Annotated in this window: 25 protein-coding genes; 11 read left to right on the forward strand and 14 right to left on the reverse strand. The window is 67.5% G+C overall.

Annotated features, from left to right (window positions below):
* The first annotated feature begins 108 nt into the window (after positions 1-108).
* Positions 109-813, forward strand: a complete 705-nt coding sequence (locus AC1Q6E_RS11835; RefSeq protein WP_492572790.1) for a FadR/GntR family transcriptional regulator — start codon at positions 109-111, stop codon at positions 811-813.
* 162 nt (positions 814-975) lie between these two features.
* Positions 976-1899 carry a dihydrodipicolinate synthase family protein gene (locus AC1Q6E_RS11840; protein ID WP_152795985.1) on the forward strand — a complete coding sequence of 308 codons (924 nt, stop codon included), beginning with the start codon at positions 976-978 and terminating at the stop codon, positions 1897-1899.
* 188 nt (positions 1900-2087) lie between these two features.
* Here AC1Q6E_RS11840 and mnmA read toward each other — a convergent pair whose 3' ends face one another.
* Genes mnmA through AC1Q6E_RS11855 form a run of 3 tightly spaced genes read right to left on the reverse strand, consistent with a single transcriptional unit; the run spans position 2088 to position 4461 of the window.
* Positions 2088-3212, reverse strand: coding sequence for a tRNA 2-thiouridine(34) synthase MnmA (gene mnmA / locus AC1Q6E_RS11845; protein WP_492572791.1), 1125 nt, complete (start codon positions 3210-3212; stop codon positions 2088-2090).
* A complete protein-coding gene (locus AC1Q6E_RS11850; protein ID WP_152796047.1) occupies positions 3199-3693 on the reverse strand; it encodes an NUDIX hydrolase in 495 nt (164 codons plus the stop codon). The genes mnmA and AC1Q6E_RS11850 overlap by 14 nt, the downstream gene beginning before the upstream one ends.
* A gap of 60 nt (positions 3694-3753) precedes the next feature.
* Positions 3754-4461 (reverse strand): GntR family transcriptional regulator, encoded by a 708-nt coding sequence (locus AC1Q6E_RS11855; protein ID WP_296558126.1) that lies wholly within the window; start codon positions 4459-4461, stop codon positions 3754-3756.
* 229 nt (positions 4462-4690) lie between these two features.
* Between AC1Q6E_RS11855 and AC1Q6E_RS11860 the strand changes: the two genes are divergently transcribed.
* The gene (locus tag AC1Q6E_RS11860) at positions 4691-5551 is read left to right on the forward strand and encodes a fumarylacetoacetate hydrolase family protein (RefSeq protein ID WP_492572792.1); all 861 of its coding nucleotides are present in this window, start codon (positions 4691-4693) and stop codon (positions 5549-5551) included.
* A gap of 132 nt (positions 5552-5683) precedes the next feature.
* Here AC1Q6E_RS11860 and AC1Q6E_RS11865 read toward each other — a convergent pair whose 3' ends face one another.
* Positions 5684-6133 carry an RrF2 family transcriptional regulator gene (locus tag AC1Q6E_RS11865; protein ID WP_152796072.1) on the reverse strand — a complete coding sequence of 150 codons (450 nt, stop codon included), beginning with the start codon at positions 6131-6133 and terminating at the stop codon, positions 5684-5686.
* Positions 6134-6209: 76 nt separating this feature from the next.
* Between AC1Q6E_RS11865 and AC1Q6E_RS11870 the strand changes: the two genes are divergently transcribed.
* Complete coding sequence (locus AC1Q6E_RS11870) at positions 6210-7199, forward strand: alpha/beta fold hydrolase (RefSeq protein ID WP_492572793.1); 990 nt, start codon at positions 6210-6212, stop codon at positions 7197-7199.
* Positions 7192-7593 (forward strand): ester cyclase, encoded by a 402-nt coding sequence (locus AC1Q6E_RS11875; RefSeq protein ID WP_492572891.1) that lies wholly within the window; start codon positions 7192-7194, stop codon positions 7591-7593. The genes AC1Q6E_RS11870 and AC1Q6E_RS11875 overlap by 8 nt, the downstream gene beginning before the upstream one ends.
* A gap of 6 nt (positions 7594-7599) precedes the next feature.
* On the opposite strand, the gene AC1Q6E_RS11880 is transcribed toward AC1Q6E_RS11875, so the two are convergent.
* Positions 7600-7926 (reverse strand): helix-turn-helix domain-containing protein, encoded by a 327-nt coding sequence (locus tag AC1Q6E_RS11880; RefSeq protein WP_152796068.1) that lies wholly within the window; start codon positions 7924-7926, stop codon positions 7600-7602.
* Positions 7910-8164 carry a type II toxin-antitoxin system RelE family toxin gene (locus AC1Q6E_RS11885; protein WP_492572794.1) on the reverse strand — a complete coding sequence of 85 codons (255 nt, stop codon included), beginning with the start codon at positions 8162-8164 and terminating at the stop codon, positions 7910-7912. The genes AC1Q6E_RS11880 and AC1Q6E_RS11885 overlap by 17 nt, the downstream gene beginning before the upstream one ends.
* Positions 8165-8239: 75 nt before the next feature.
* Here AC1Q6E_RS11885 and AC1Q6E_RS11890 point away from each other — a divergent pair, with 75 nt between their 5' ends.
* Positions 8240-8428, forward strand: coding sequence for a hypothetical protein (locus tag AC1Q6E_RS11890; RefSeq protein ID WP_492572795.1), 189 nt, complete (start codon positions 8240-8242; stop codon positions 8426-8428).
* Between the two features lie 7 nt (positions 8429-8435).
* Here AC1Q6E_RS11890 and AC1Q6E_RS11895 read toward each other — a convergent pair whose 3' ends face one another.
* The gene (locus AC1Q6E_RS11895) at positions 8436-10061 is read right to left on the reverse strand and encodes an FMN-binding glutamate synthase family protein (protein WP_152796062.1); all 1626 of its coding nucleotides are present in this window, start codon (positions 10059-10061) and stop codon (positions 8436-8438) included.
* 62 nt (positions 10062-10123) lie between these two features.
* Positions 10124-10738 (reverse strand): glutathione S-transferase C-terminal domain-containing protein, encoded by a 615-nt coding sequence (locus AC1Q6E_RS11900; protein ID WP_152796060.1) that lies wholly within the window; start codon positions 10736-10738, stop codon positions 10124-10126.
* Positions 10739-10866: 128 nt separating this feature from the next.
* Between AC1Q6E_RS11900 and purB the strand changes: the two genes are divergently transcribed.
* From purB to AC1Q6E_RS11915, 3 genes are all read left to right on the forward strand, one after another.
* A complete protein-coding gene (gene purB / locus AC1Q6E_RS11905; protein WP_152796058.1) occupies positions 10867-12243 on the forward strand; it encodes an adenylosuccinate lyase in 1377 nt (458 codons plus the stop codon).
* A 140-nt stretch (positions 12244-12383) separates the two neighbouring features.
* Positions 12384-12842 (forward strand): c-type cytochrome, encoded by a 459-nt coding sequence (locus AC1Q6E_RS11910; RefSeq protein ID WP_152796056.1) that lies wholly within the window; start codon positions 12384-12386, stop codon positions 12840-12842.
* A gap of 120 nt (positions 12843-12962) precedes the next feature.
* Positions 12963-14462 carry a DUF3300 domain-containing protein gene (locus AC1Q6E_RS11915; RefSeq protein ID WP_492572796.1) on the forward strand — a complete coding sequence of 500 codons (1500 nt, stop codon included), beginning with the start codon at positions 12963-12965 and terminating at the stop codon, positions 14460-14462.
* A 21-nt stretch (positions 14463-14483) separates the two neighbouring features.
* On the opposite strand, the gene AC1Q6E_RS11920 is transcribed toward AC1Q6E_RS11915, so the two are convergent.
* Positions 14484-15167, reverse strand: a complete 684-nt coding sequence (locus AC1Q6E_RS11920) for a cytochrome b/b6 domain-containing protein (RefSeq protein WP_152796052.1) — start codon at positions 15165-15167, stop codon at positions 14484-14486.
* A gap of 30 nt (positions 15168-15197) precedes the next feature.
* The gene (locus tag AC1Q6E_RS11925; RefSeq protein ID WP_492572797.1) at positions 15198-16523 is read right to left on the reverse strand and encodes an amidase; all 1326 of its coding nucleotides are present in this window, start codon (positions 16521-16523) and stop codon (positions 15198-15200) included.
* A gap of 124 nt (positions 16524-16647) precedes the next feature.
* Between AC1Q6E_RS11925 and AC1Q6E_RS11930 the strand changes: the two genes are divergently transcribed.
* Together AC1Q6E_RS11930 and AC1Q6E_RS11935 are read left to right on the forward strand one after the other, a co-directional pair.
* Positions 16648-17778 (forward strand): 4-oxalomesaconate tautomerase, encoded by a 1131-nt coding sequence (locus AC1Q6E_RS11930; RefSeq protein WP_492572798.1) that lies wholly within the window; start codon positions 16648-16650, stop codon positions 17776-17778.
* Positions 17775-18746, forward strand: coding sequence for a Bug family tripartite tricarboxylate transporter substrate binding protein (locus AC1Q6E_RS11935; protein ID WP_492572799.1), 972 nt, complete (start codon positions 17775-17777; stop codon positions 18744-18746). The genes AC1Q6E_RS11930 and AC1Q6E_RS11935 overlap by 4 nt, the downstream gene beginning before the upstream one ends.
* On the opposite strand, the gene AC1Q6E_RS11940 is transcribed toward AC1Q6E_RS11935, so the two are convergent.
* The 4 genes from AC1Q6E_RS11940 to yajC form a co-directional block, all read right to left on the reverse strand.
* The gene (locus AC1Q6E_RS11940; RefSeq protein ID WP_152792415.1) at positions 18743-19636 is read right to left on the reverse strand and encodes a LysR family transcriptional regulator; all 894 of its coding nucleotides are present in this window, start codon (positions 19634-19636) and stop codon (positions 18743-18745) included. The genes AC1Q6E_RS11935 and AC1Q6E_RS11940 overlap by 4 nt on opposite strands.
* A gap of 86 nt (positions 19637-19722) precedes the next feature.
* Positions 19723-20655, reverse strand: a complete 933-nt coding sequence (gene secF / locus AC1Q6E_RS11945) for a protein translocase subunit SecF (protein ID WP_152792416.1) — start codon at positions 20653-20655, stop codon at positions 19723-19725.
* Positions 20656-20660: 5 nt separating this feature from the next.
* A complete protein-coding gene (secD, locus tag AC1Q6E_RS11950) occupies positions 20661-22532 on the reverse strand; it encodes a protein translocase subunit SecD (protein ID WP_152792417.1) in 1872 nt (623 codons plus the stop codon).
* 146 nt (positions 22533-22678) lie between these two features.
* Entirely contained in the window at positions 22679-23026 is a 348-nt protein-coding gene (yajC, locus tag AC1Q6E_RS11955) for a preprotein translocase subunit YajC (protein ID WP_124688279.1), read from the reverse strand.
* Positions 23027-23169 lie beyond the last annotated feature (143 nt).

The following is a 23169-nucleotide window of genomic DNA, read 5'->3' on the forward strand; positions in this document are numbered from 1 at the left end:
GGCCGCGCGAGGCGAGGCCGGTCCGGCAGGCGGCCATCCCCTGGTTGACAGGTTGTATGATGACCGGGCAATATGCGCGTTTTGAATCCCTCGCCTTTCCCCCTCCGCATGTCATCCGTTCCCTTGCGCAGCAGCAACCTGGCCGAACAGCTCAGCGAAGTGCTCGCCACGCAGATCGTGTCGGGCGAACGCGAGGCCGGCAGCCGGCTGCCCACCGAAGAACGGCTGGCCGCCGATTTCGGCGTCAGCCGCACCGTGGTGCGCGAAGCCATCGCCCGCCTGAAGTCCGATGGCCTGGTCACGACCCGCCAGGGACTGGGGGCCTTCGTCACGGCCACCCCCGCGGGCCGGCCGTTCCGCATCGATGGCGAGCGGCAGGAAGCGAACGCCGTCGTGCAGCAGGTGTTCGAACTGCGCATAGGCGTGGAGACCGAAGCCGCCGCCCTGGCGGCCGCTCGGGCCACCCCGGCGCAGGTCAAGGACATCCGCCAGGCGCTCAAGGTCCTGAACCAGGCCAGCGCGCGCGGCGGCAACGGCGTCGAGGAAGACATCCTGTTCCACCGGGCCATCGCGCGTGCCGCCAACAACCCGGTCTACGACGATTTCTTCGAGTTCCTGGAGCGCTACACCCGCAACCAGCTTTCCATCAGCCGCCGCAATTGCGAGCTGGCCGGCTGGCTGACCGACATCACGATGGAACACGAGGCCATCTACGAGGCCATCGCCGCGCACGATCCGGCCGCCGCCCGGCAGGCGGCCCATGCGCACATGAGCAATGCGATGGCCCGCCTGCAATGCATCCAGGCCCACTGAGGATGGAGCCCACCCCTACGCGCTTGCGCGCGCCCCTCGAGGGGCGGCACTGGCGGCCCGGCGGAGCCGGATCCGCTGTGCCCTGGATGGGGTGCCGTTTCATCGGCCAACGCGGCGCTCGGCCCCATGAATGATCAACCCCCCGTAAGAAGGAAGAGAGACATGTCCGCACCTCCCCGCCTGCAAGGCCTGCTTGCCCCGGTCGTCACGCCGTTCCAGCCCGACATGCTGCCCGATGCCGACCGCTTCGCCCGCCACTGCCAGTGGCTGCTCGACAGCGGCTGCGCCGGCCTGGCCATCTTCGGCACCAACAGCGAGGCCAACTCGTTGTCGGCCACCGAGAAGATCGAATTGATGGGCAAGCTCGTCGCCGACGGCATCCCCGGCGCCAGGCTGATGCCCGGCACCGGCGCGTGCTCGGTGCCCGAGGCCTCGCAACTGACCGCCGCCGCCGTCAAGCACGGCGCGGCCGGCGTCCTGATGCTGCCGCCGTTCTTCTACAAGGGCGTGCCCGACGAAGGCCTGTTCCGCTACTACAGCCAGGTCATCGAGAACGTCGGCGACTCGGCGCTGCGCGTCTACCTGTATCACATCCCGCCGGTGTCGCAGGTGCCGATCTCGCTGCCGCTGATCGAGCGCCTGATCAAGGCCTACCCCGACACCGTCGTGGGCCTGAAGGATTCGTCCGGCGACTGGAACTACTCCAAGTCCGTCATCGACGCCTTCGCCTCGACCGGCTTCGACGTCTTCCCCGCCAGCGAAACGCTGCTGCTGCGCGGCTTGCGCGCGGGCGGCAAGGGCTGCATCACGGCCACCGGCAACATCAACCCGGGCCCCATCAGCCAGCTCTACGCCAACTGGCAGGGCCCCGACGCCGAGGCCCTGCAGCAGAAGGTCACCCAGACCCGCGAACTGGTGCAGAAGTACCCGATGATCCCCGCGCTCAAGGCGGTCATCTCGTATTTCATGCAGGACCCCGCCTGGCGCGCGGTGCGTCCGCCGCTGGTCGAGATGCCCGGCGAGCAGGAAGCCGAGCTGATCGGCAAGCTGGAGGAACTGGGCTTCGACATGCCCGGTGTGAGGTAGCCCCCAGCGCCCTTCGGGCGGCTCCCTCAAGGGGGCGATGCGGGGGGCCGGCAAAGCCGGATCCACCGCATCCCGGGGTACACGGCCGGGCTGGCGGGGACGGGTGTTCCTGTGTGCCGCGGGTCGATGAAAACGGCTTCGCCTTTTCGGGGCGAAGCCGTTCTTGTTTTCTTGCGTCCCCTATCGTGTCAGGGAGTGGCGGGGTGGGCAATGATGCCGCCGCCCAGGCAGACCTCGCCGTCGTAGAGGACCGCGGACTGGCCGGGGGTGACGGCCCATTGGGCGTCGGGGAAGCCCAGGTCGAACGCTTCGCCCTCGGCGCGTTGCAGGGTGCAGGCGGCGTCGGGTTGGCGGTAGCGGGTCTTGGCGCCGTAGGTGCCGGGGGCGGGGGGCTCGCCGGCGATCCACGATGCCTGCTGCGCCTGCAAGGCGTTGCTCAGCAGCCAGGGGTGGTCATGGCCTTGGACCACGTAGAGCGTATTGGACGCGAGGTCCTTCTTCGCCACGTACCAGGCATCCGCCGTGCCGTCTTCCTGCTGGCGGCCTTTCACGCCGCCTATGCCCAGGCCTTTGCGCTGGCCCAGCGTGTAGAACGACAGTCCGACGTGCTGGCCCACGCGCTGGCCTTCGGGCGTGAGGATGGGGCCGGGCTGGGTGGGCAGGTAGCGGTTCAGGAATTCGCGGAAGGGGCGTTCGCCGATGAAGCAGATGCCGGTGGAGTCTTTCTTGGCGGCATTGGACAGGCCCAGTTCGTGCGCGATGCGCCGCACTTCGGTCTTGCGGATCTCGCCCAGCGGGAAGACCGTGCGCGACAACTGCTCCTGGTTCAGCCGATGCAGGAAATAGCTCTGGTCCTTGGTGCCGTCCAGGGCCTTGAGCAATTGATGCCGACCGGCCTGCGGCCCCGATTCCACGCGGCGCGCGCGCGCGTAGTGGCCGGTGGCGATGTGCTCGGCGCCCATGCGCATCGCATGGTCCAGGAAGGCCTTGAACTTGATCTCGGCGTTGCACAGCACGTCGGGGTTGGGCGTGCGGCCCGCTGAATACTCGCGCAGGAATTCCGCGAACACGCGGTCCTTGTATTCGGCGGCGAAGTTGACCGCCTCGATGTCGATGCCGATGACGTCGGCCACGCTGGCGGCGTCCAGCCAGTCCTGGCGGGTCGAGCAGTACTCGGAATCGTCGTCGTCCTCCCAGTTCTTCATGAAGAGGCCGACCACCTCGTAGCCCTGCTGTTTCAGCAGCCAGGCGCTGACCGACGAATCCACGCCGCCGGACATGCCCACTACGATGCGTCCCTTACTGCTTGCCATGATGCGTATCCACGATTGCCGAATGAGTGTAGAGCGCGTCCAGCGCCAGCCAAGGCCGGCCCGACGCCCGCGCGCGCAGATAGTCGTCCACGCAGCGCATGACCAACGGGCTGCGATGCTCGGCCTGCCGGGCACGCAGTTCGTCGGCGGGGATCCAGAACGCGCGGCGTATGCCTTCGTCCAGGGCGTAGCCGGGAATCGGCTCCCCGGCCTCGCCCACGAAGGCGAAGCGCAGGAAGGTCGGCGCATCGGCGGCGTCGGGACGCCACAGGTACGTGCCCAGCCACCCCGCCGGGATGAAGGGATGCGCGGTCTCTTCCAGGGTTTCGCGCCTGACGGCGCATTCGAGCGATTCGCCGGCTTCGAGGTGGCCGGCCGGCTGGTTCAGCCTGACACCGTCGTCGGTGTCTTCCTCGATGACCAGAAACTTGCCGCCGCGCTCGATCACGGCGGCGACGGTGACTCGGGGTGTCCAGACCATGGAGGGCGCTCGTTCGGATCCATGGGGGATTTTATCAAAGGGGGACGCCGGCGCGGCCGCCTATCCCTCGAAGGCCTCGGGGTCATCCAGCACGATCCGCGCGGTCTTCTGGTAGTGCTCGGTCAACAGCGCGACGGCCAGGTCGGCATTTCCCGCCGTGATCGCGTCCATCAGTGCTTCGTGCTCCGCCTGGATCGGACGGTCCGGAAAAATCTTCTGCACCGACAATTGGCGATAGCGATACAACTGGTCCGCCAGTTGTTCGCAGAAGCCGATCAGCCAGCGCGACCCGCATCCGCCTATCAGCGCCCGGTGGAAGGCCCGGTGGCGCTGTTCCCACTCGGGATTGGCCTCGAAGCGGTCGGCCTGCAGCGAACGCGGGGTCTTGGACAGGCGATGGAAGGCGAGCACCAGTTCTTCTTCCCAGCGCGCGTCGCCGGACGCCATCGATTTGCGCAGGGCGATTTCCTCCAGCCAGCAGCGGGTGTTGGTGATCTCGACCAGGTCCGCGGGGCTGACCGCCGCCACGGCAAAGCCGCGCTGGTCGCGCTGCTCCACCAGGCCGTCGGCGGTCAGCCGGTTCAAGGCCTCGCGCACGGGGGTCTGGCCGGCGCCGTAGTGGTGGCCCAGGAATTCGATCTGCAGCTTGCGCCCGGGGGGCAGCAACCGGCCCGCCAGCAGGTCGGCGCGCATGCGGTCGTACAGCGTGGTGGCCTGGGTGGCGGCGGGGGCGCCGGGGTCGGCCGGGGGGGCGGGGGTCTTAGCCACGAAAACTCCATGAGGCCCGTTGCGGGCCGGCCGAGCAAAGGGTGCCGGCCCGGTGGATTTTATATGAAAGTGTATAAAAGACCGTCATCATAAAAAATATGTATAAAAAATTGCAATATTAAAAAATGTATATAAAATGGCGGGGCCAAAGGAACAAGCGCCCCGCGGGGCCGGCGTCTTTGCGCGTGCGCGCAGGCACGCGCCTTTTCACCAACAACCGGAGTTAGAGATGAAATTCGTGAGTTTCCGCAAAGATGGCGCCGTGCGCCTGGGCGTGCTGGCCGATGACGGCATCATCGACCTGAACCAGGCCCAGCCGCAGGTCCCGGCGGACCTGGGCGCCGCGCTGCTGGCCGGTATCGACCTCCAGGCCGCCGCCAAGGCCGCCATCGCGTCGTCCGCTCCCCGCCTGGCAGCCGACTCCATCGCCTATGCGCCCGTGGTGCCCCGCCCCGGCAAGATCATCTGCCTGGGCCTGAACTATTTCGACCACGCCAAGGAAGGCGGCCGCGACAAGCCGGAATACCCCTGGTTCTTCTTCCGCGGCGCCACCTCGCTGCTGGCCCATGGCGAACCCACGCTGCGTCCGCGCGTGTCCGACAAGTTCGACTACGAAGCCGAGCTGGCCGTGGTGATCGGCAAGACCGGCCGCCATGTCAAGCGCGACCAGGCGATGGATCTCGTGTTCGGCTATGCCTGCTTCAACGACATTTCGGTGCGCGACTACCAGAAGCGCACGCCGCAGTGGACCATCGGCAAGAACTTCGATGCCACGGGCGCTTTCGGCCCGCACCTGGTCACCGCCGACGAACTGCCGGCCGCCGCCAAGGGCCTGTCGATCAAGTGCCGCCTGAACGGCCAGGTCATGCAGGACGCCAACACCAGCGACATGATCTTCGACATCCCCGAGACCATCGAGCTGCTGACCGAAGTGCTGACCCTGGAGCCGGGCGACGTGATCGTCATGGGCACGCCCGCCGGCGTGGGCCAGGCGCGCAATCCGCAGGTCTGGATGAAGCCGGGCGACGTGGTGGAAATCGAGATCGAAAAGGTCGGCCTGCTGCGTAATCCGGTCCAGGCCGAAGCCTGATATCCGAGCGGCAACGCGATGAAGAAAGCCACCGTTTCGGTGGCTTTTTTCATCGCCGGGCCGTCCCAAGATGAAAAAGCGCCCCCTCGGGGGGCAGCGCCGCCGCGTAGCGGCAAGCGTGGGGGCTTTTTCTCATTGCCGGGCCGCCCCAAGATGAAACCGTCCCGCGGGCTCTGTAACCACCTGCGCAAGCTCGGAAAGCGTATGCCCTGCCAATCGGGCCAGCAGGACTTGCTCCGACTCGTGCATGGCCTGGACGATGAGTCGATTGACGGCGCCTTCCACCGGGCATCGAGGGTTGTCATCGGCCGGGGCGATGGCAAAGACCGCGCCGTGAGGAATGGCGTCATACACATCCTTGGCGGTCGTGGCACTCAGGTCCCGCGTGAGCGACCACCCGCCGTTGCGTCCTCCCGTCGACGCGACGAGACCCGCATCGCGCAGGGCAGCCATGATCCGGCGTACGACGACAGCGTTGGTGTGCAGCATCCTGGCGAGGTTTTCGGAGGTCGTGGTACCTCCACGCAAATGCATGTGGATCAGCACATGAAGTAGACGGGCAAGCCGGGTGTCGTATGCCATGGGAAGCTCAAGGTTTTGCGTAACATTCATAGTTACGGTAGCATGTTTTATCCAAAACCATGGGCGAGAAGCATCGATGGGCAATCGTAACCAGCGCCATGTGGAAGCCAACGGGCTCAGGCTTCACGTTACGGAGGAAGGCGAAGGCCCTCTGGTGCTTCTTTGCCACGGTTTCCCCGAGACGGCCCACGCCTGGCGGCATCAGTTGTCCGCGCTTGCCGAAGTGGGTTTTCATGCGGTGGCGCCCGATCTGCGAGGCTACGGCAACAGCGACAGCCCGGCCGCCGCCGCGGACTTTACGACCCTGGATGTGGTGGGCGACCTGGTTGCCCTGGTCGATGCCGAAGGGGCGCGTGACGCGGTGATCGTGGGCGGCGATTGGGGCGCCACAATAGCCTGGCAGGCCGCGCAGGCGAGGCCCGATCGATTCCGTGCGGTGGCGGCGTTGGGCGTGCCGATGATGGGACGTGCCCCGGTTGCACCCAGCCGGATGTTTCCGCAAACCGCGGAGGCCGTCTTCTACACGCACTACTTCGACCAGCCGGACGTGGCGGAACAGGAGTTCGAGCGGGACGTCGCTTCAACCCTCCGGAAGATCTACTTCGCCGCCTCCGGAAGCGCCGGGTCGCGCGCCGATCCAAGCACCCCCAATCCGTTCGGGATGGTGGCTCGCGGGCAGGGGCTGCTCGACGCGCTTCCAGATCCTGAAGCACTGCCACCCTGGCTCGAACAAGCCGACCTGGATATCTTCGTGGAGAGCTTCCGGAAAAGCGGCTTTCGAGGCGGGCTCAACTACTATCGGAACCTGGATAGGAATTGGATGTTGCAGGGCGCTTTTGCCGGCAAGCGAGTCGACGTCCCGGCGCTGTTTCTTGTCGGAGAGCGGGATACGGGTCTTGCGATCCCGGGTATGGAGCAGATCATCGAGGCGATGCCCGGACTGGTGCCTCAACTGCGTTCCTTCACGGTCATTCCCGGCGCGGGGCACTGGCTGCAACAGGAGGCGCCAGGAGCCGTCAACGCAGCGCTCATCCAGTTCCTGCATAGTCTCCAAGATGATGAATAAAGCCGGGCTTGAATCGTTCTATCACGACTACATCGCCTGTCTCAACGCACAGAATTGGGATGAGCTTGAACGGTTCGTCCACGACGAGGTGCATCACAACGGCAGGCTGCTGGGCATCGCGGGTTATCGCGCCATGCTTGAAAGCGATTACATGCGGATTCCCGACCTGCATTTCGAGATCCAGTTGCTGATCGCGGATCCGCCGCGTATCGCCAGCCGGCTTCAATTCGACGTGACGCCGAAGGCCGGTTTTCTCGGACTGCCGGTGAACGGCCAGCGGGTGAGGTTCTGCGAGAACGTCTTCTATGATTGTCGTGGCGGGCGGATTCGCGAAGTGTGGTCGGTCATCGACAAGGCAGGCATCGAGGCGCAGCTTCAGAACGCCGGAGCATGACTCCCATCAAAAATCGAGTTGTTCCGGGCTGATGCCCAACGCCGCGGCAATCTTCTCCCTGGAAGCCTTGCGCAGCCGGCCGCTGCCCTCCTGCTGGGCATAGGCGGACTGGCTGACTCCCAGGCGTCCGGCGACGGCGGCCTGGGTCAGGCCCAGATGTTCGCGCCAGGCTCGAACGGGTGTCGCCCCGTCTACGGTCCGATCGACCACGCCGTGTGGGATCAGCTCGCTGTCTACATTGCGTTGCGCCATGTACTCGCCATACGGGATCACCACGAAGGCGGGCTCGCCATCCGGCCCGTTGATGATCTGAATGTTAGTACGTGCGTTCATCGCGCTTTTTCACCTCTTGAATTTCGACGACTCTGATCTTTCCGTTCCAATCGAAGAAAACCCGGTAGTTGGCGACCCGTGGCCGGTATTCGTATTGATGATTGGCGAGAGCCTTGACGTGCAGGCAATCAGGCATTGTGACCAGGGAGGAAACGCCATCTCGTATGGCCATCTGATGCTGCCGATCAAGCTTGCGCAGTTGCCTGGCTGCCTTCAGTGTCCACAGAATCGAGTTCATGAAAATTATAAGCTGATTATAAGTTTTTGGCTTGCTCCATTATGGTCTGTCTGAGAGGTGCTTTTCCGCTTTGGTATGTCCGGCCTGACATACTCACGAGGCCAGGGAAGCTTCCTGAAGCAGCCCCTCCCGGTGTTCGCGCACGGCCTGCCGCGCCATGTCGTTCAGTCCGGTATCGCCGTGGACATGGGGGCGGTGTCGACCATGCGCGAGGCGTTCCCCCGCTTCTTCCGGCAGGCCGGCCGGAAGCGGGGCGAGAGGTAGGCCGCCGTCAGGAGGCCGCCTGGGTCTGGGGCAGCATGGCCTCGAAGGATTCGGCCTGGGCCATGGGCCAGTATTTCCGGTAGACCTCGTAGGGGGGCGTGCCGGCCAGCAGCTCGCCGCGTTTCAGGAAGGGGAAGAGGCTGGCCAGCAGCTTGACTTCGTTGCCCGAGATCCGGCGCACGATGTGCTCGGCGCTCAGCTTGGACGGATGGTCCATGCCCGCCGCCGACACCAGTTCGCTCAGCGCGCGCAGGGTATTGCGATGGAAGCTGTAGACCCGCTCGGCCTTGTCCGGCACGACCAGCGCCTTCTGCCGCAGCGGGTCCTGCGTGGTGACGCCGGTGGGGCAGCGGTCGGTGTGGCAGGCCTGCGCCTGGATGCAGCCCAGCGAGAACATGAAGCCGCGCGCGCTGTTGCACCAGTCGGCGCCCAGCGCCAGCGTGCGCGCGATGTCGAAGGCGGTGATGATCTTGCCCGAGGCGCCTATCCGTATCCGGTCGCGCAGGTTCACGCCGACCAGCGTGTTGTGGACCAGCAGCAGGCCGTCCTGCAGCGGCACGCCGACGTGGTCGGTGAATTCCACCGGCGCCGCGCCGGTCCCGCCTTCGGCGCCGTCGACCACGATGAAGTCCGGCGTGATGCCGGTCTGCAGCATGGCCTTGACGATGGCGAACCATTCCCAGGGGTGGCCCACGCATAGCTTGAAGCCCACGGGCTTGCCGCCGGAGAGCCGGCGCAGGCGCGCCACGAACTGCATCAGGCCGATGGGCGTGGAGAACGCGCCATGGCGCGAGGGGGAATTGCAGTCCACGCCCACCAGCACGCCGCGCGCCTCGGCGATCTCGGACGTGACCTTGGCGCCCGGCAGGATGCCGCCGTGCCCCGGCTTGGCGCCCTGCGAGAGCTTGATCTCTATCATGCGCACCTGGGGCGAGGTGGCGTTGGCCACGAAGGCTTCCTCGCTGAAATGGCCGTCGGCGTCGCGGCAGCCGAAGTAGCCGGAGCCGATGTTCCAGACCAGGTCGCCGCCCGGCGCCCGATGGTAGCGGCTGATGCCGCCTTCGCCGGTGTCGTGCGCGAAGTTGCCCTTGCGGGCGCCGGTGTTGAGCGCCGTCACCGCGTTGGCGGACAGGGCGCCGAAACTCATGGCCGAGATGTTGAAGATCGAGGCGCTGTAGGGCTGGGTACAGTCCGGTCCGCCCACGGTCACGCGGAAATCGAAGTTCTCGATGTGCACCGGGGCCATCGAGTGGTTGATCCATTCGTAGCGCCGTTCGTACACGTCTTCCTGGGTGCCGAACGGGCGCTTGTCGATATCCTGCTTGGCGCGCTGGTAGACGATGGAGCGCTGGTTGCGCGAGAACGGCGCGGCCTTGGTGTCGTCCTCGAAGAAGTACTGGCGCAGTTCGGGGCGGATGAACTCGAACAGGAAGCGCAGGTTGCCCAGGATGGGATAGTTGCGGCGGATGGCGTGCTTGCGCTGCAGGAGGTCGAAGATTCCCAGCGCCAGCAGGGCCGCGAAGATCAGCGCCGGGATCCCCCAGTCGGCGTCGTCCGCGGCCAGCAGGCCGAATCCCGCGGTGCCCAGGACGGCCAGCCACAACGTCGTGTATCGGGGGGCAAGCCAGGACATGCGCGACTCCTTTGGAATGAAATGGAGTCAAGCATAGCAGCGCGGGCAGGGAGGGGCCGGGATCAGCCCTGGCGCGGGTCCGTGTCGGCGAACGAGGGGCGCTGCGCCAGTTTCTCGGCCAGGCGGGCCAGGTTCGGATGGCCGTCGCGCCAGTCGCGCTCGGGGTAGCGGAAGTCGAGGTAGCCCAGCGCACAGCCGACCGCGACGTCGGCCAGCGTGTAGCTGTTGCCGGCGCAGAAAGGCTTTTCGCCCAGGCCGGTTTCCATGGTTTCCACGGCGGCGTCGATCTTGCCTTGCTGGCGCGCGATCCAGCTCTCGCTGCGCAGCGCCTCGGGGCGCTGGGTGTATTCGGCGCGGATCAGCACGGCGGCGTCCAGCAGGCCGTCGGCCAGGGCTTCCCAGCACTTGACCTCGGAGCGCTCGCGGCCCGAGGGAGGCAGCAACCGGCAGACCGGCGTGATCGTGTCCAGGTATTCGACGATGACACGGGAATCGAAGACCGCGCCGCCATCCTCCATGATCAGGCAGGGGACCTTGCCGAGCGGGTTGGAGTCCTGGATGCGGGAGTCCGCCGCCCACACGTTTTCCTGCTCGAACTGGTAGTCGAGTTTCTTCTCTGCCAGGACGACGCGGACTTTGCGGACGAAGGGGCTGGCCAACGAGCCGATAAGTTTCATAGAGCGAGGGCCGGATGGTCCTAAAATCGGGGCCAACCGGCGGGCATGGATGGGCCGCGGAGTATACCATCGGGACCCGTCCCCGGAAACGGTGCGGTGCTACAATTTCTTTTTACTATCAAGCGCTTATGAAGACTTCCGACCAGCTGACCCCCCTCAATGCATTGTCGCCGCTGGACGGCCGCTATGCCAGCCGCGGCGCGCTCCTGCGTCCGCTCTTGTCCGAAGCCGGCTTCATGCATCACCGGGTGCAGGTCGAGGTCGCGTGGCTGGTGGCGCTGTCCGACGCGGGGCTGCCCGAGTTGCAACCTTTCACCGTCGCCGCGCGCCAGCGCCTGGCGGAGCTGGTGGCCGGATTCTCCGAATCCGACGCCGCCCGCATCAAGGATATCGAGCGCACCACCAATCACGACGTCAAGGCGGTGGAGTACTGGCTGAAGGAAAAAGTGGCCGACAACGCCGAGCTGTCCGCCGCGGCCGAGTTCATCCACTTCGCGTGCACCTCGGAAGACATCAACAACACTTCCCATGCGCTGATGCTGCGCGCCGCGCGCGACCAGGCCCTCGTGCCGTCGCTGCGCAAGGTCCACGCCAAGCTGGCGGCCCTGGCCGTGCAGCATGCCGACCAGCCGCTGCTGTCGCGCACCCATGGCCAGCCGGCCAGCCCCACCACCATGGGCAAGGAGTTCGCCAACATGGCGGCGCGCCTGGGCCGGGCCATCGCCGAGATCGAACGCGTGGAGCCGCTCGCCAAGCTCAACGGCGCCACCGGCAACTTCAACGCCCACCTGTCCGCCTATCCCGAGATCGACTGGGAGGCCTTCAGCGCCAAGGTGCTCCAGGGCCTGGGCCTGACGCAGAACCGCCACACCATCCAGATCGAGCCGCACGACTGGATGGCCGCGCTGTTCGACGCCGCGGCGCGCGCCAACGTGATCCTGCTGGACGTGAACCGCGACATCTGGGGCTACATCGCGCTGGGCTACTTCAAGCAGCGCCTGAAGGAAGGCGAGATCGGCTCGTCCACGATGCCGCACAAGGTCAATCCCATCGACTTCGAGAACTCCGAAGGCAACCTGGGGCTGGCCAACGCCACGCTGCGCCACCTGGCCGACAAGCTGCCCGTTTCCCGCTGGCAGCGCGACCTGACCGACTCCACCGTGCTGCGCAACCTGGGCGTGGCCTTCGGCTACTGCCTGGTGGCCTACGATGCCTGCCTGCGCGGGCTCGACAAGCTGGAGATCAACGGCGCGGCCATCGACGCCGACCTGGACGCCTGCTGGGAAGTGCTGGCCGAACCCGTGCAGACGGTCATGCGGCGCTACGGCCTGCCCCAGCCCTACGAACAGTTGAAGGCCCTGACCCGCGGCAAGGGCATCAGCGAAGAGGCGCTGCGCGAGTTCATCCTGGGACTCGAGCTGCCCGACGAACCCAAGGCCCGGTTGCTGGCGATGACGCCGCGCAACTACATCGGCCTGGCGGCCAAGCTCGCCCGCGAGCTGTAACCGCCCACCGGACGTGGACGCCATGGCGTCCACGTCCGGGAACCCTGGCGCGCCCCGCGCATCGAAGTCGTTGGAATCGTTGTCCGACCGGTCTATCGTCCGGTAGACCCCACCCTGTCCGCCCTACCCAGGAGCCCCTGATGAAGAGACTTTTGCGCGTGCTGTCCGTCGCCTGTATCGCCGCCGCTCCCATGCTGCTGCCCGCCACCGCCGCCGCCCAGTTCGCCAAGCCGGAGGACGCCGTCAAGTATCGCGAATCGGCCCTTACCGTCATGTCCAACCATTTCGGCCGGATCGCGCCGGTCGTGCGCGGACAGCAGCCCTACGATGCGGCCCAGGTGAAGGCCGACGTGGCCATCGTCGCCATGATGTCCAAGCTGCCGTGGAGCGCGTTCGGTCCGGGAACGGAAGGCGGCGGCGCCCGTCCGGCGGTCTGGTCCGACAACGCCAGGTTCAAGCAGGGCCAGGAACGCCTGCACGGCGACATCGACAAGCTGGTGGCGGCGGCCGACAGCGGCGACCTGGCCCAGGTGCGGACCGCCTATGGCGCGGTCGCCGCCAGTTGCAAGGCCTGCCACGACAATTTCCGGAACCGGTAATCGATCGAAATAAGTTTTGGCGCTTGTAAGCCGGTTGTTTCAAAAAAAGCCAGGTCCATCCTGGCTTTTTTCGTTTTCCGGCGGTCGAATAGCTATATTCCCGCCAAAGGGGGGCCCGTCATGGCTTCCGTATCGAAAATCGTCTTGTGCATGGCCGCCGCCTTTTCCACGGTGGTCGGCCTGCCGGTTCCCGTCGTGGCCCAGACCACGGCATCGACACGCAATGGCATCGCGCAACCCGCGGAGCTGGAGCAACTGGTCGCGCCCATCGCGCTGTATCCCGACGCGCTGCTGTCGCAGATCCTGATGGCGTCCACCTATCCGCTGGAAGTGGTCGAGGCCGCCCGCTGGCAGAAGGACCATCCCAATGTGACGGGCGCGGACCTGGAAGGCGCGATGCAGAACCAGGACTGGGATCCCAGCGTCAAGTCGCTGGTCGCCTTCCCCAATGTGCTGGACATGATGAACGAACGCCTGGGCTGGACCAGCCGGCTGGGCGACGTTTTCCTGGCGCAGCAGGATGCGCTGATGGATCAGGTCCAGGTCCTGCGGGCGCGGGCCCAGGCGGCTGGCAACCTGACGTCGGGGTCGGAGCAGACGGTCACCACCGTGCCGGCCTCGAGCGGCACCACGGTCATCCGTATCGAGCCCACGCGGCCGGACGTGGTCTACGTGCCGGTCTACAACCCCACGGTCGTCTACGGGCCGTGGCTGTATCCGGCCTATACGCCGTTCTACTGGTACCCGCCCGGATACGTGGCCGCCGGCGTCGTGTTCTCGTTCGGCGTGGGCCTGTTCATCGGGCATGCGCTGTGGGGGGGCTACGACTGGCACGCGCACCGGGTCAACGTGGTCAACATCTACAACTACAACAACTTCAACCGTACGCGATTCAGCCACGTCGACTGGCAGCATGATGCCTACCACCGCCGCAACGTGGGCTACGGCGATCCGGGACGCGGCCGCCAGTTCTATGGTGGCGATCCTGCCGGGCATTTCGCCGCGCGCGAGGCGTATCGCGCCCGGGCCGATGCCGGGCGGCGCGAACTGCCCAACATCGATCGCGCGTCGCTGCGCGACCCCGGCAGGGGATTCGGCAGCCGTTTCGACGGGGGCCAGGGCAATCGTTTCGACGGCGGGCGGCCGGGTGCGGCGGGCGACCGCGGTACCCCCGGCAGCCGTTTCGATGGACAGGCGGGCGGACCGAGGACCGATGCCGGTCGGGGCCGCGAGACAGGTAATCCCGGCGCGGTGCCGGGCCGCACGCCGGGTGGCGGCGCGGGCGGCATGCCGGGGAGCGCCGGCGGCCGCGGGCAAGGGCCCCAGGTGTCGCGCCCGGGCCAGGACGGCCAGCGCGGCGCGGGAACCACGCCCTCGCGTCCGTCCGGCGGCGGGGAATGGGCCGGTGGCCGCGGCAACGGCGGTGGTGTCCAGGCGGGACCTGGCGCGGGCCGGGGCTTGGGCGGGCCGCAGGGCGGCCGGGAGTTCGGCGGTGGCCGCGATTTCGGCCGTGGGGCCGGTGGCGGCCATGGCGGTGAAGGACGCGGTGGCAGCGTCGGCATGGCCGGTGGCGGTGGTGGCGGCGGTGGCGGCGGTGGCGGCCATCACGGCGGCCGCTGACCGGCGCCGCCTGGGAGCGGCTCAGAACATCGCGGCGGGCCGCAGCGACACGATGCCGTAGACCACCGCGGCGGCCGCGGCCGCGATGACCAGCGCAAGCAGGCGGGTGCCCGCCGTATCGCGCGCGGAATCGGCACCGTTGGCGAACTCTTCGGCCGGCGCGTCGCCCGTGATCATGGCGCGGGTCAGTTTCTGCTTCTTCGCCACCCGGTACCAGACGATCGCCAGGACGTGCAGCCCGACCAGGATCAGGATGGGCAGTTCGTCCAGCTTGTGCAGTCCGGTGAGCCGGTCCGACCAATCCTTGCCGACCAGGCCGGCCAGCGGTCCTTCCGTGAAGATGTCGTCGTTGGCGAACAGCCCCGTGACGGCCTGGTAGCCCAGCAGCAGGATCATGGCCACGACGGACAGCGCGCCCAGCGGATTGTGGCCGGGCGTGCGCGGCATCGTGCCCCGCAGGTAGGCGGCGATCGCCCGCGGCCCGCGCACGAAGCGCGCGAAGCGGGCGTGGTTGCCGCCCACGAATCCCCAGACGATGCGAAACAGGATCAGCCCCAGCACCGCGTAGCCGAACAGCAGGTGGTACTCCGTCCAGAGGCCGCCGGCCTTGATGGTGGCGAACGCGCCGATCACACAGATGACGAGCAGCCAGTGGAAGAGGCGGGTGGGGAAGTCCCAGACGCGGATCTTGCTTGGGTTGGACATGGAGCAGCCACCGAAGAAGCGGGAGAGTGGCTATTGTGCCATCGGTGCCTGGCTGCGTGGCTCCGGTTCGCGCCGGTCGATCAGGGGATGGATGGCCTCGGCGTGCCGCAGCAGCGCTTCGTCTTCGCCCAGCCTGCCCACGCACTGCACGCCCACCGGCAGGCCCCCCGGAGACTGGTCCGTCGGCAGGTGGACAGCGGGCCATCCGAGCACCGACCAGACCCGGTTGAAGGTCGAGTCGCCGGTATGGTGCAGGCCGGCCGGCGCCTCGCCCGCGGCGCTGGGTGTCAGGATGACGTCGACGTCCCGCATCCTGGCGTCGAGCGCGGCGCGTGCTTCCCGGACCTGGTGCAGGGCTTCGCCGTACTGCCCGGCCGTCACGGCCCGTCCCGCCTCGATCGCCTTCAGCATGACCGCACTCAACTCGTGACGCCGCGTGCGATGGATGGGCAGCAGCGAGCGGGAAAGTTCGTGCAGCATGATGCGGCGGTGGCATTCGGCCAGCGCGGGCAGGAGGTCGGCCAGGGGCGCCTCGGCGACGGCGCAGCCGGCCCGGCGCAGCGCGGCGGCCGCTTGGTCCAGCGCCTGTCGCGCTTCGGGCGCCAGCCGTCCCAGTTCCGTGGCGTCCAGGCGCCATACGCGCAGGCTGCTCACCGGTTGGCGGGGCGCGAGGTTCCGCCAGGGCAGCAGGGCCCGTCCGGCCAGGATGGCGTCCGCCACGGAACGCGTGAACCAGCCCACGCAATCCAGGCTGTCGGCCACGGGAGAGACGCCGGCCGGGGGGACCGCGTTCAGCGAGGTCTTGACGCCGACCACGCCGCAATAGGCGGCGGGCCGGATGACCGATCCGCCGGTCTGCGTGCCCAGCGCCAGCGGCACCATGCCGGCGGCCACCGCGGCGGCCGAGCCGCTGGACGAGCCGCCGGGAGTGTGGCCGGGCATGCGCGGATTGCGGGTCGGACCGGGGTGGGAGAATGCCAGCTCGGCCGTGACGGTCTTGCCCACCGGAACGGCGCCGGCCGCCCGCAGCAGCTCGACGCAGGCCGCGCTGCGCGGCGCCGGAGCCGCCGCGCCGGGCAGGCCGAGTCCGGTCGGCATGCCTTCGACGTCGATGATGTCTTTCACGCCCACAGGGACGCCCAGCAGGGTGAGGCGAGGGTCGGCGAGCGGCAGACCGTCGCGATAGGCGAGCTCGACCCGGCGGGACTCGAACCAGCTCCATGCCTTCAGGGCCGGTTCGAGGCGGGCGTGCCGGTCTATCACGCTTCGGGAGATTTCGGCCGGGGGCAAGGTGCCGTCGCGCAGGCGGGCGACGATCTCGCCGGCTGGCAGTCGGGAATAGTCCAGGTGTCGCATGGCCGCCAGTATGCGTGGGGCGCCACCCCGGGGAGACGTGAATTTTTTTCGCGTCCCCCGCGCCGATTCGTCGTTTGCCCGGCCCGCCGGGACAGGCCAGACTTGCCCCGCAAGGAGGAAAGCCATGCAGACATTTTCCGATCAACTGGGGCTGCGCTGCGTACTGATGCGCGGCGGCACGTCCAAGGGGCCGTTTTTCCTGGCGGACGACCTGCCGCCGGCCGGGCCGCGGCGCGACGCCGCGCTGCTCAGGCTGATGGGGGCCCTGGAGCCGCGGCGGATAGACGGCATAGGCGGCATTGACTCGCTGACCAACAAGGTCGCGATCATCTCGCGCAGTACCCGGCCGGGCGTGGACGTGGACTATCTGTTCGCCCAGATCTGCGTCCACAAGAACACCATCGACTACTCGGTGAACTGCGGCAACATGCTGGCGGCCGTCGGCCCGTTCGCCATCGACGAAGGCCTCGTCGCGGCCGCAGCGGGGCCATCCACCGAGGTTGCCATCTTCAACGTCAACACCGGCAAGCGCATCGTTGCCACGGTGCGGACCCGGGACGGCCGCGCCGTCTATGCGGGCGAGGCGGCCATCGACGGCGTGGCCGGCACCGCCGCGCCGGTGTGGCTGCGATTCTGCGACGTGGCCGGGGCCAAGACCGGCAGGCTGCTGCCCACGGGCAGGGCCGTCGAGACGCTGGAGGGCGTATCCGTCAGTTGTGTGGACGCGGCGGTGCCCATGGCCATCGTCGAGGCCGCCGAACTGGGCATGACGGGCTACGAGACCACCGACGAGATCAACGCCCGCGACGACCTGCTGGCCCGTGTCGAGCGCGTGCGCTGCGCGGCCGGCCGGGCGATGGGGCTGGGCGACGTCTCGCGGCTGGAGATGCCCAAGCTGGTGACCGTGGCGCGGCCCGTGGCGGGCGGTACGATCAGTGCCCGGTACTTCATGCCGTACACCTGCCATACCTCGTTCGCCGTGACCGGCGCGGTGTGCCTGGCGGCGGCCGTGCGGGTGCCGGGATCGGTCGCGGCGCGGATGGCCGCGCGGGCCATGGCGGACGAGATCGCCATCGAGCATCCCGCCGGCACGCTGCGCGTCGGGATCGACGCCGGCCAGGGCGCCGCCGGTACGGAGATCCGTTCGGCCAGCCTGCTTCGCACCGCCCGGCGCCTGTACGCCGGTACCGTCTATTTTCCGGAGGCGACGCTGGAAGCGCTCGCCGCCGAGCCTGCAAGGGAAGTCCTCGCATGAAATCGTTCCGTGTTCTCCTGGTCGCCGGTCTTGCGCTGGCGGGCCCGCATGCCGCGCAGGCGGCCGATGCCTATCCGGCCGGGCCGATCCGGCTGCTGGTGCCTTTCCCCGCCGGGGGCGGCACCGACATCCTGGCGCGCGAACTCGCGCGCGAGCTGGACCAGCAATGGCACCAGCCTGTCATCGTCGAGAACCGTCCCGGCGCGGGCGGCGCCATCGGCGCGGCCGCGGTGGCCACGGCCAAGGCCGACGGTTACACCATGTTGATGACCACCGCGGGCGTGTCGGCCATCAATCCCAGCCTGTACAAGTCGCTGCCCTACGATCCCGAGAAGCAGTTCACGCCGGTCAGCCGGGTGGCCTCGACCGTGTTCGGGGTGCTGGTGCATCCGTCGCTGGGGGTGAACTCCATCGGCGAGCTGATCGCGCTGGCCAGGAGCAAGCCGGGCATGCTGACCTTCGGGTCGGCGGGCAACGGCGCCGCGGGCCACCTGCCCGGGGAACTGTTCAAGTCCATGGCGCGGATCGACATCCGCCACGTTCCCTATCGCGGCACCAGCCCGGCGCTCAATGACCTGCTGGGTGGCCAGATCTCCATGATGTTCGCCATCCTGGGGCCGGCCACGCCCTACATCAAATCGGGCAGGGTCAAACTGCTCGCCACCACCGGCGCCGCGCGCGCGGCGAGTTTCCCCGATGTCCCGACGGTGACCGAGGCCGGCCTGCCCGGCTATGTGGCTGACGAATGGTGGGGCGTCGCGGCGCCCCGGGCCACGCCTGGCGAGGTGGTGCAGAAGTGGAACACCGCGATGCGGGCCTACGTGGCCAGGCCGGCCGTGCGGCAGAAGCTGATCGAGAACGGCTACGAGCCCGCGGCCGATACCGTGGAGGCGTTCTCGGCGCTCATCGCTTCGGACAAGGTCAAGTGGGGCAAGGTGGTGCGCGACGCTTCGGTCAGCGTGGATTAGGCCGCCTGCGAGAGTAGCGCGTCCAGCAGGCGCGACACCGCGGGCGTGGGGACCACGCCCGGGTCGACCACCAGGCGCAGTTCGAAGCTGGCCCAGTCGTCGGCTAGCGGGACCTGCCGGATGTTGGCGGGAGCATGCCAGTCCGCGGGCGCGGCGGGCACCACGGCCACGCCCAGCCCCGCGCTGACCAGCGAGAACACCGCGGGGAAGCTGGTCACCTGGGTGGAGACGGCGGGCGGGTGCGGCGTGCCCGGTCCGTCCTGGCCCGAGAACTGCGCCAGCGCGCTGCCGGCCGAGCGCGCGATGTGCGGGAACCGCAGCGTTTCTTCATAGAAGACGGCCTTGCGTCCGGCCAGCTCATGGCCGGCGGGTACCGCCAGGACCAAAGGCGTGCGCGTATAGGGCAGACTTCGCAGGTGGTCCGCCTGGGCGCCGGCATGGGCGATGCCGAGATCGGCCGACCCGTTGGCCACCGCCTCCAGCACCGCCGCGCTCGTGGCTTCCCGCACCGAGATGCGGATGCCGGGGTATTGCGCCGAGAACCGGGCCATCAGGTCGGCCAGCCCCGCGCACATGCCCGAGGTGTTGGAGGCGATCCTGACCGTGCCCGAGGTGCCGTCCGCGAACCCCGCCAGGTCCTGTTGCAACCCCTGCAATTCTTCCAGCACCCGTTCGGTGCGCCGCGCCACCGCCAGGCCGGCGGCGGTCAGGCGCGCGCCCTCCGGCCGCCGGGTCAAGAGGGCGATGCCCAATTGGGATTCCAGCTCCAGGATGCGCTTGCTGGCGGCCGAGGCCGTCAGGTGGATGGTCTCGGCCGCGCGCGCCACGCTGCCGGTCTCGTCTACCTTTCTCAGCAGTTGCAGGGTCAGAAGATCGAATCGCGGGTTCATGGAAGTTCTCCGCCAGGGGGAGGCCGGAATGAAAAACGCCCGGCGGAGCCGGGCGCTTCGGGACGTCGTCCGGGACGGCGCGGGCGTTAGCCCACGACCTCGCCGGTATCCTTCTTGGCCGGCTTGACCAGGTCTTCGCGTTTGACACCCAGCCACATGGCGATGGCGGCCGCCACGAACACGGACGAGTAGATGCCGAACCAGATGCCGATGGTCAGGGCCAGCGAGAAATAATGCAGCGACGGGCCGCCGAAGATCAGCATGGCGATCACCATCATCTGGGTCGAGCCGTGGGTGATGATGGTGCGCGAGATGGTGGCGGTGATGGCGCTGTCGATCACGTCTCGCACCGAGGCCTTGCGCTGCTTGCGGAAGTTTTCCCGGATACGGTCCATGATGACCACGGATTCGTTCACCGAGTAGCCCAGCACCGCCAGCACCGCCGCCAGCACCGGCAGCGAGAACTCCCATTGGAAGAACGCGAAGAACCCCAGGATGATGACCACGTCGTGCAGGTTGGCCACCACGCCGGCGATGGCGAACTTCCACTCGAAGCGGAAGCCCAGGTAGATCATGATGCCGACCACCACGAACAGCAGCGCCAGGAGGCCGTCGTGGGCCAGTTCCTTGCCGATCTGCGGGCCGACGTATTCCACGCGGCGCAGTTCGACGCCGGGGTCGGTGGCCTTCAGGGCCTCGATGACCTCGTTGCTCTGCTGGGTCGAGGTCTTGCCCTCGACGTTGGGCAGCCGGATCATCACGTCGCGCGAGGTGCCGAAGTTCTGCACCTGGAAGTCGTTGTAGCCCTTCTGCGAGATGGTGCCGCGCACCTTGTCCAGTTCCACCGCCTGCGGGTAGGCCACTTCCATGACCGTGCCGCCGGTGAATTCGATGGACAGGTGGAAGCCCTTGGTGGCGATGAAGAACACCGCCGCCAGGAACGTGACCAGACTGATGATGTTCAGCACCAGCGCATGGCGCATGAACGGGATGGTCTTGTGGATGCGGAAGAATTCCATGTTGCTCAGACCTCTTTGGGTTTCCAGACCTGGCCAATCGACAGCTTGGCGAGTTTCTTGCGGCGGCCGTACCAGAGGTTGGCGAGCGCGCGGGCGCCGACCACGGCGGAGAACATCGAGGTCAGGATCCCGATGGTATGGACGATGGCGAAGCCCCGCACCGGGCCGGAACCGAAGGCCAGCAGCGCCACCGCGGCGATCAGCGTGGTGACGTTGGAGTCCAGGATGGTGCCCCAGGCGCGCTCGAAGCCGAGGTGGATGGCCTGTTGCGGCGCGGCGCCGGCCCGCAGTTCCTCGCGTATCCGCTCATTGATGAGCACGTTGGCGTCGATCGCCATGCCCAGCGTGAGCGCGATGGCGGCGATGCCGGGCAGGGTCAGCGTGGCCTGCAGCATGGACAGCAGCGCGATCAGCAGCAGCAGGTTGACCGCCAGGGCGATCACCGAGAATACGCCGAAGAGCCCGTAGTACAGGATGATGAAGATGGCGATGGCGGAGAAGCCGTAGACCACCGAGTGGAAGCCCTTCTGGATGTTGTCGGCGCCCAGGCTGGGGCCGATGGTGCGTTCCTCGATGATTTCCATGGGCGCGGCCAGCGAACCGGCGCGCAGCAGCAGCGCGGTGTCGTTGGCCTCGACCGTGCTCATGCTGCCGGTGATCTGCACGCGGCCGCCGCTGATCTCGCTGCGGATCACCGGCGCGGTCACGACTTCGCCCTTGCCCTTCTCGAACAGCAGGATGGCCATGCGCTTGCCCACGTTGTCGCGGGTCACGTCGCGGAAGATGCGGGCGCCCTTGGCATCCAGCGTCAGGTGCACGGCGGGCTGCTGGGTCTGGCCGTCGAAGCCGGCCTGGGCGTCCTGCAGGTTCTCGCCGGTCAGGACGACCTGGCGGCGCACCAGCACCGGGCGGCCGTCGCGGTCGGTGTAGCGTTCCAGGCCGAAGGGCACGGTGCCGCTGGCCAGCGCGCTGGTGGCCTCAGGCGAGTCGTCCACCATGCGCACTTCCAGCGTGGCCGTACGGCCCAGGATGTCCTTGGCCTTGGCCACGTCCTGCACACCCGGCAACTGGACCACGATGCGGTCGGCGCCCTGTTGCTGGATCACCGGCTCGGCCACGCCCAGTTCGTTGATGCGGTTGTGCAGCGTCGTGATGTTCTGGCGCAGCGCGTTGTCCTGGGAGGTCTTGATGGCCTGCGGGGTCAGCGCGCCCGTCAGCTTGAAGTCGCCGCCGGCGTCCTGGTCGCTGAGCTGCAGGTCGGGCAGGCCGGTGCGCAGCACGTCGCGCGCGGCATCGCGGGTGGCGGCGTCGCGGAACTTGACCTCGATGCTCTGGCCGACGCGGTCGATGCCGTTGTGGCGGATGTTCTTGTCACGCAGCAGCGAACGCACGTCGCCGGTCATGGCATCGTAGCGCTTGGTCAGCGCGCCCTTCATGTCCACCTGCAGCAGGAAGTGCACGCCGCCGCGCAGGTCCAGGCCCAGGTACATGGGCAGCGCGTGCAGCGAGCGCAGCCAGGCGGGCGAGGCCGACAGCAGGTTCAGCGCGACCACGTAGCCGGGATCGGAGGAATCGGGGTTCAGGGACTTTTCAAGCAGGTCGCGCGCGCGCAACTGCTGGTCCGGGGAGTTCAGGCGCACCCGCACCGTGCCCACGGGGCCATTCTGTTCGAAATACAGGCCGGTGTTGGCGATGCCCGCGGCCTGAAGGGTCTGGTCCACCCGCTCCATCATGGAGTTGTCGACCTTGATGGTCGCCTTGGCGCTGGAGACCTGGACGGCGGGGGACTCGCCGAAGAAGTTCGGCAAGGTGTAGACGAAGCCGATCACGACCACCACGGCGATCATGATGTACTTCCAGAGAGGATAGCGATTCATCGGTAATCAAACCTCGGAAGGCTGGCGCATCGGCGCCGGTGCCCGCGGCGGGCCAGGCCGCAGAACGCGAAAAAGGGGCGGCGCCCGGCGCCAGCCCCCGGCAGTGCATCGATGCCGCGCGGGCGGCATGGACGCGAGCGCCCGGCTTACAGAGCCTTGATGGTGCCCTTGGGCAGGACGGTCTGGACCGCGGTTTTCTGGACCAGGACTTCCACCGCCTTGTCGCCTTCGCGCGAAATTTCCACCGAGACGTAGGTATCGTTGACCTGGACGACCTTGCCCAGGATGCCGCCGGCGGTGACGACTTCGTCGCCCTTGGCCAGCGCGGCAACCATGTTCTTGTGCTCTTTCTGGCGCTTCATCTGAGGACGGATCATCAGGAAATAGAGGATCACGAACATCAGGACGATGGGCAGCATCCCCATCAGGGCGCCTTCGCCGCCGGCCGCGGGAGCTTGCGCCAGGACATTGGCGAGCGCGTTGGATGTCAGCATTTCTTCTCCGGAATCAATGACTTGCGTCGAAAATAACTCAAAATTGTAGCCTAGCCCGCCCAGGGCGGAACCGGACCTCTTTCAGGGATAACCCATGCCATGGCCGCCGTGCTGACCAGTGGCCGCGAGCTCCTGGTTGGCCA

The organism is Pigmentiphaga sp. MLSB6-MA01, assembly GCF_058793475.1.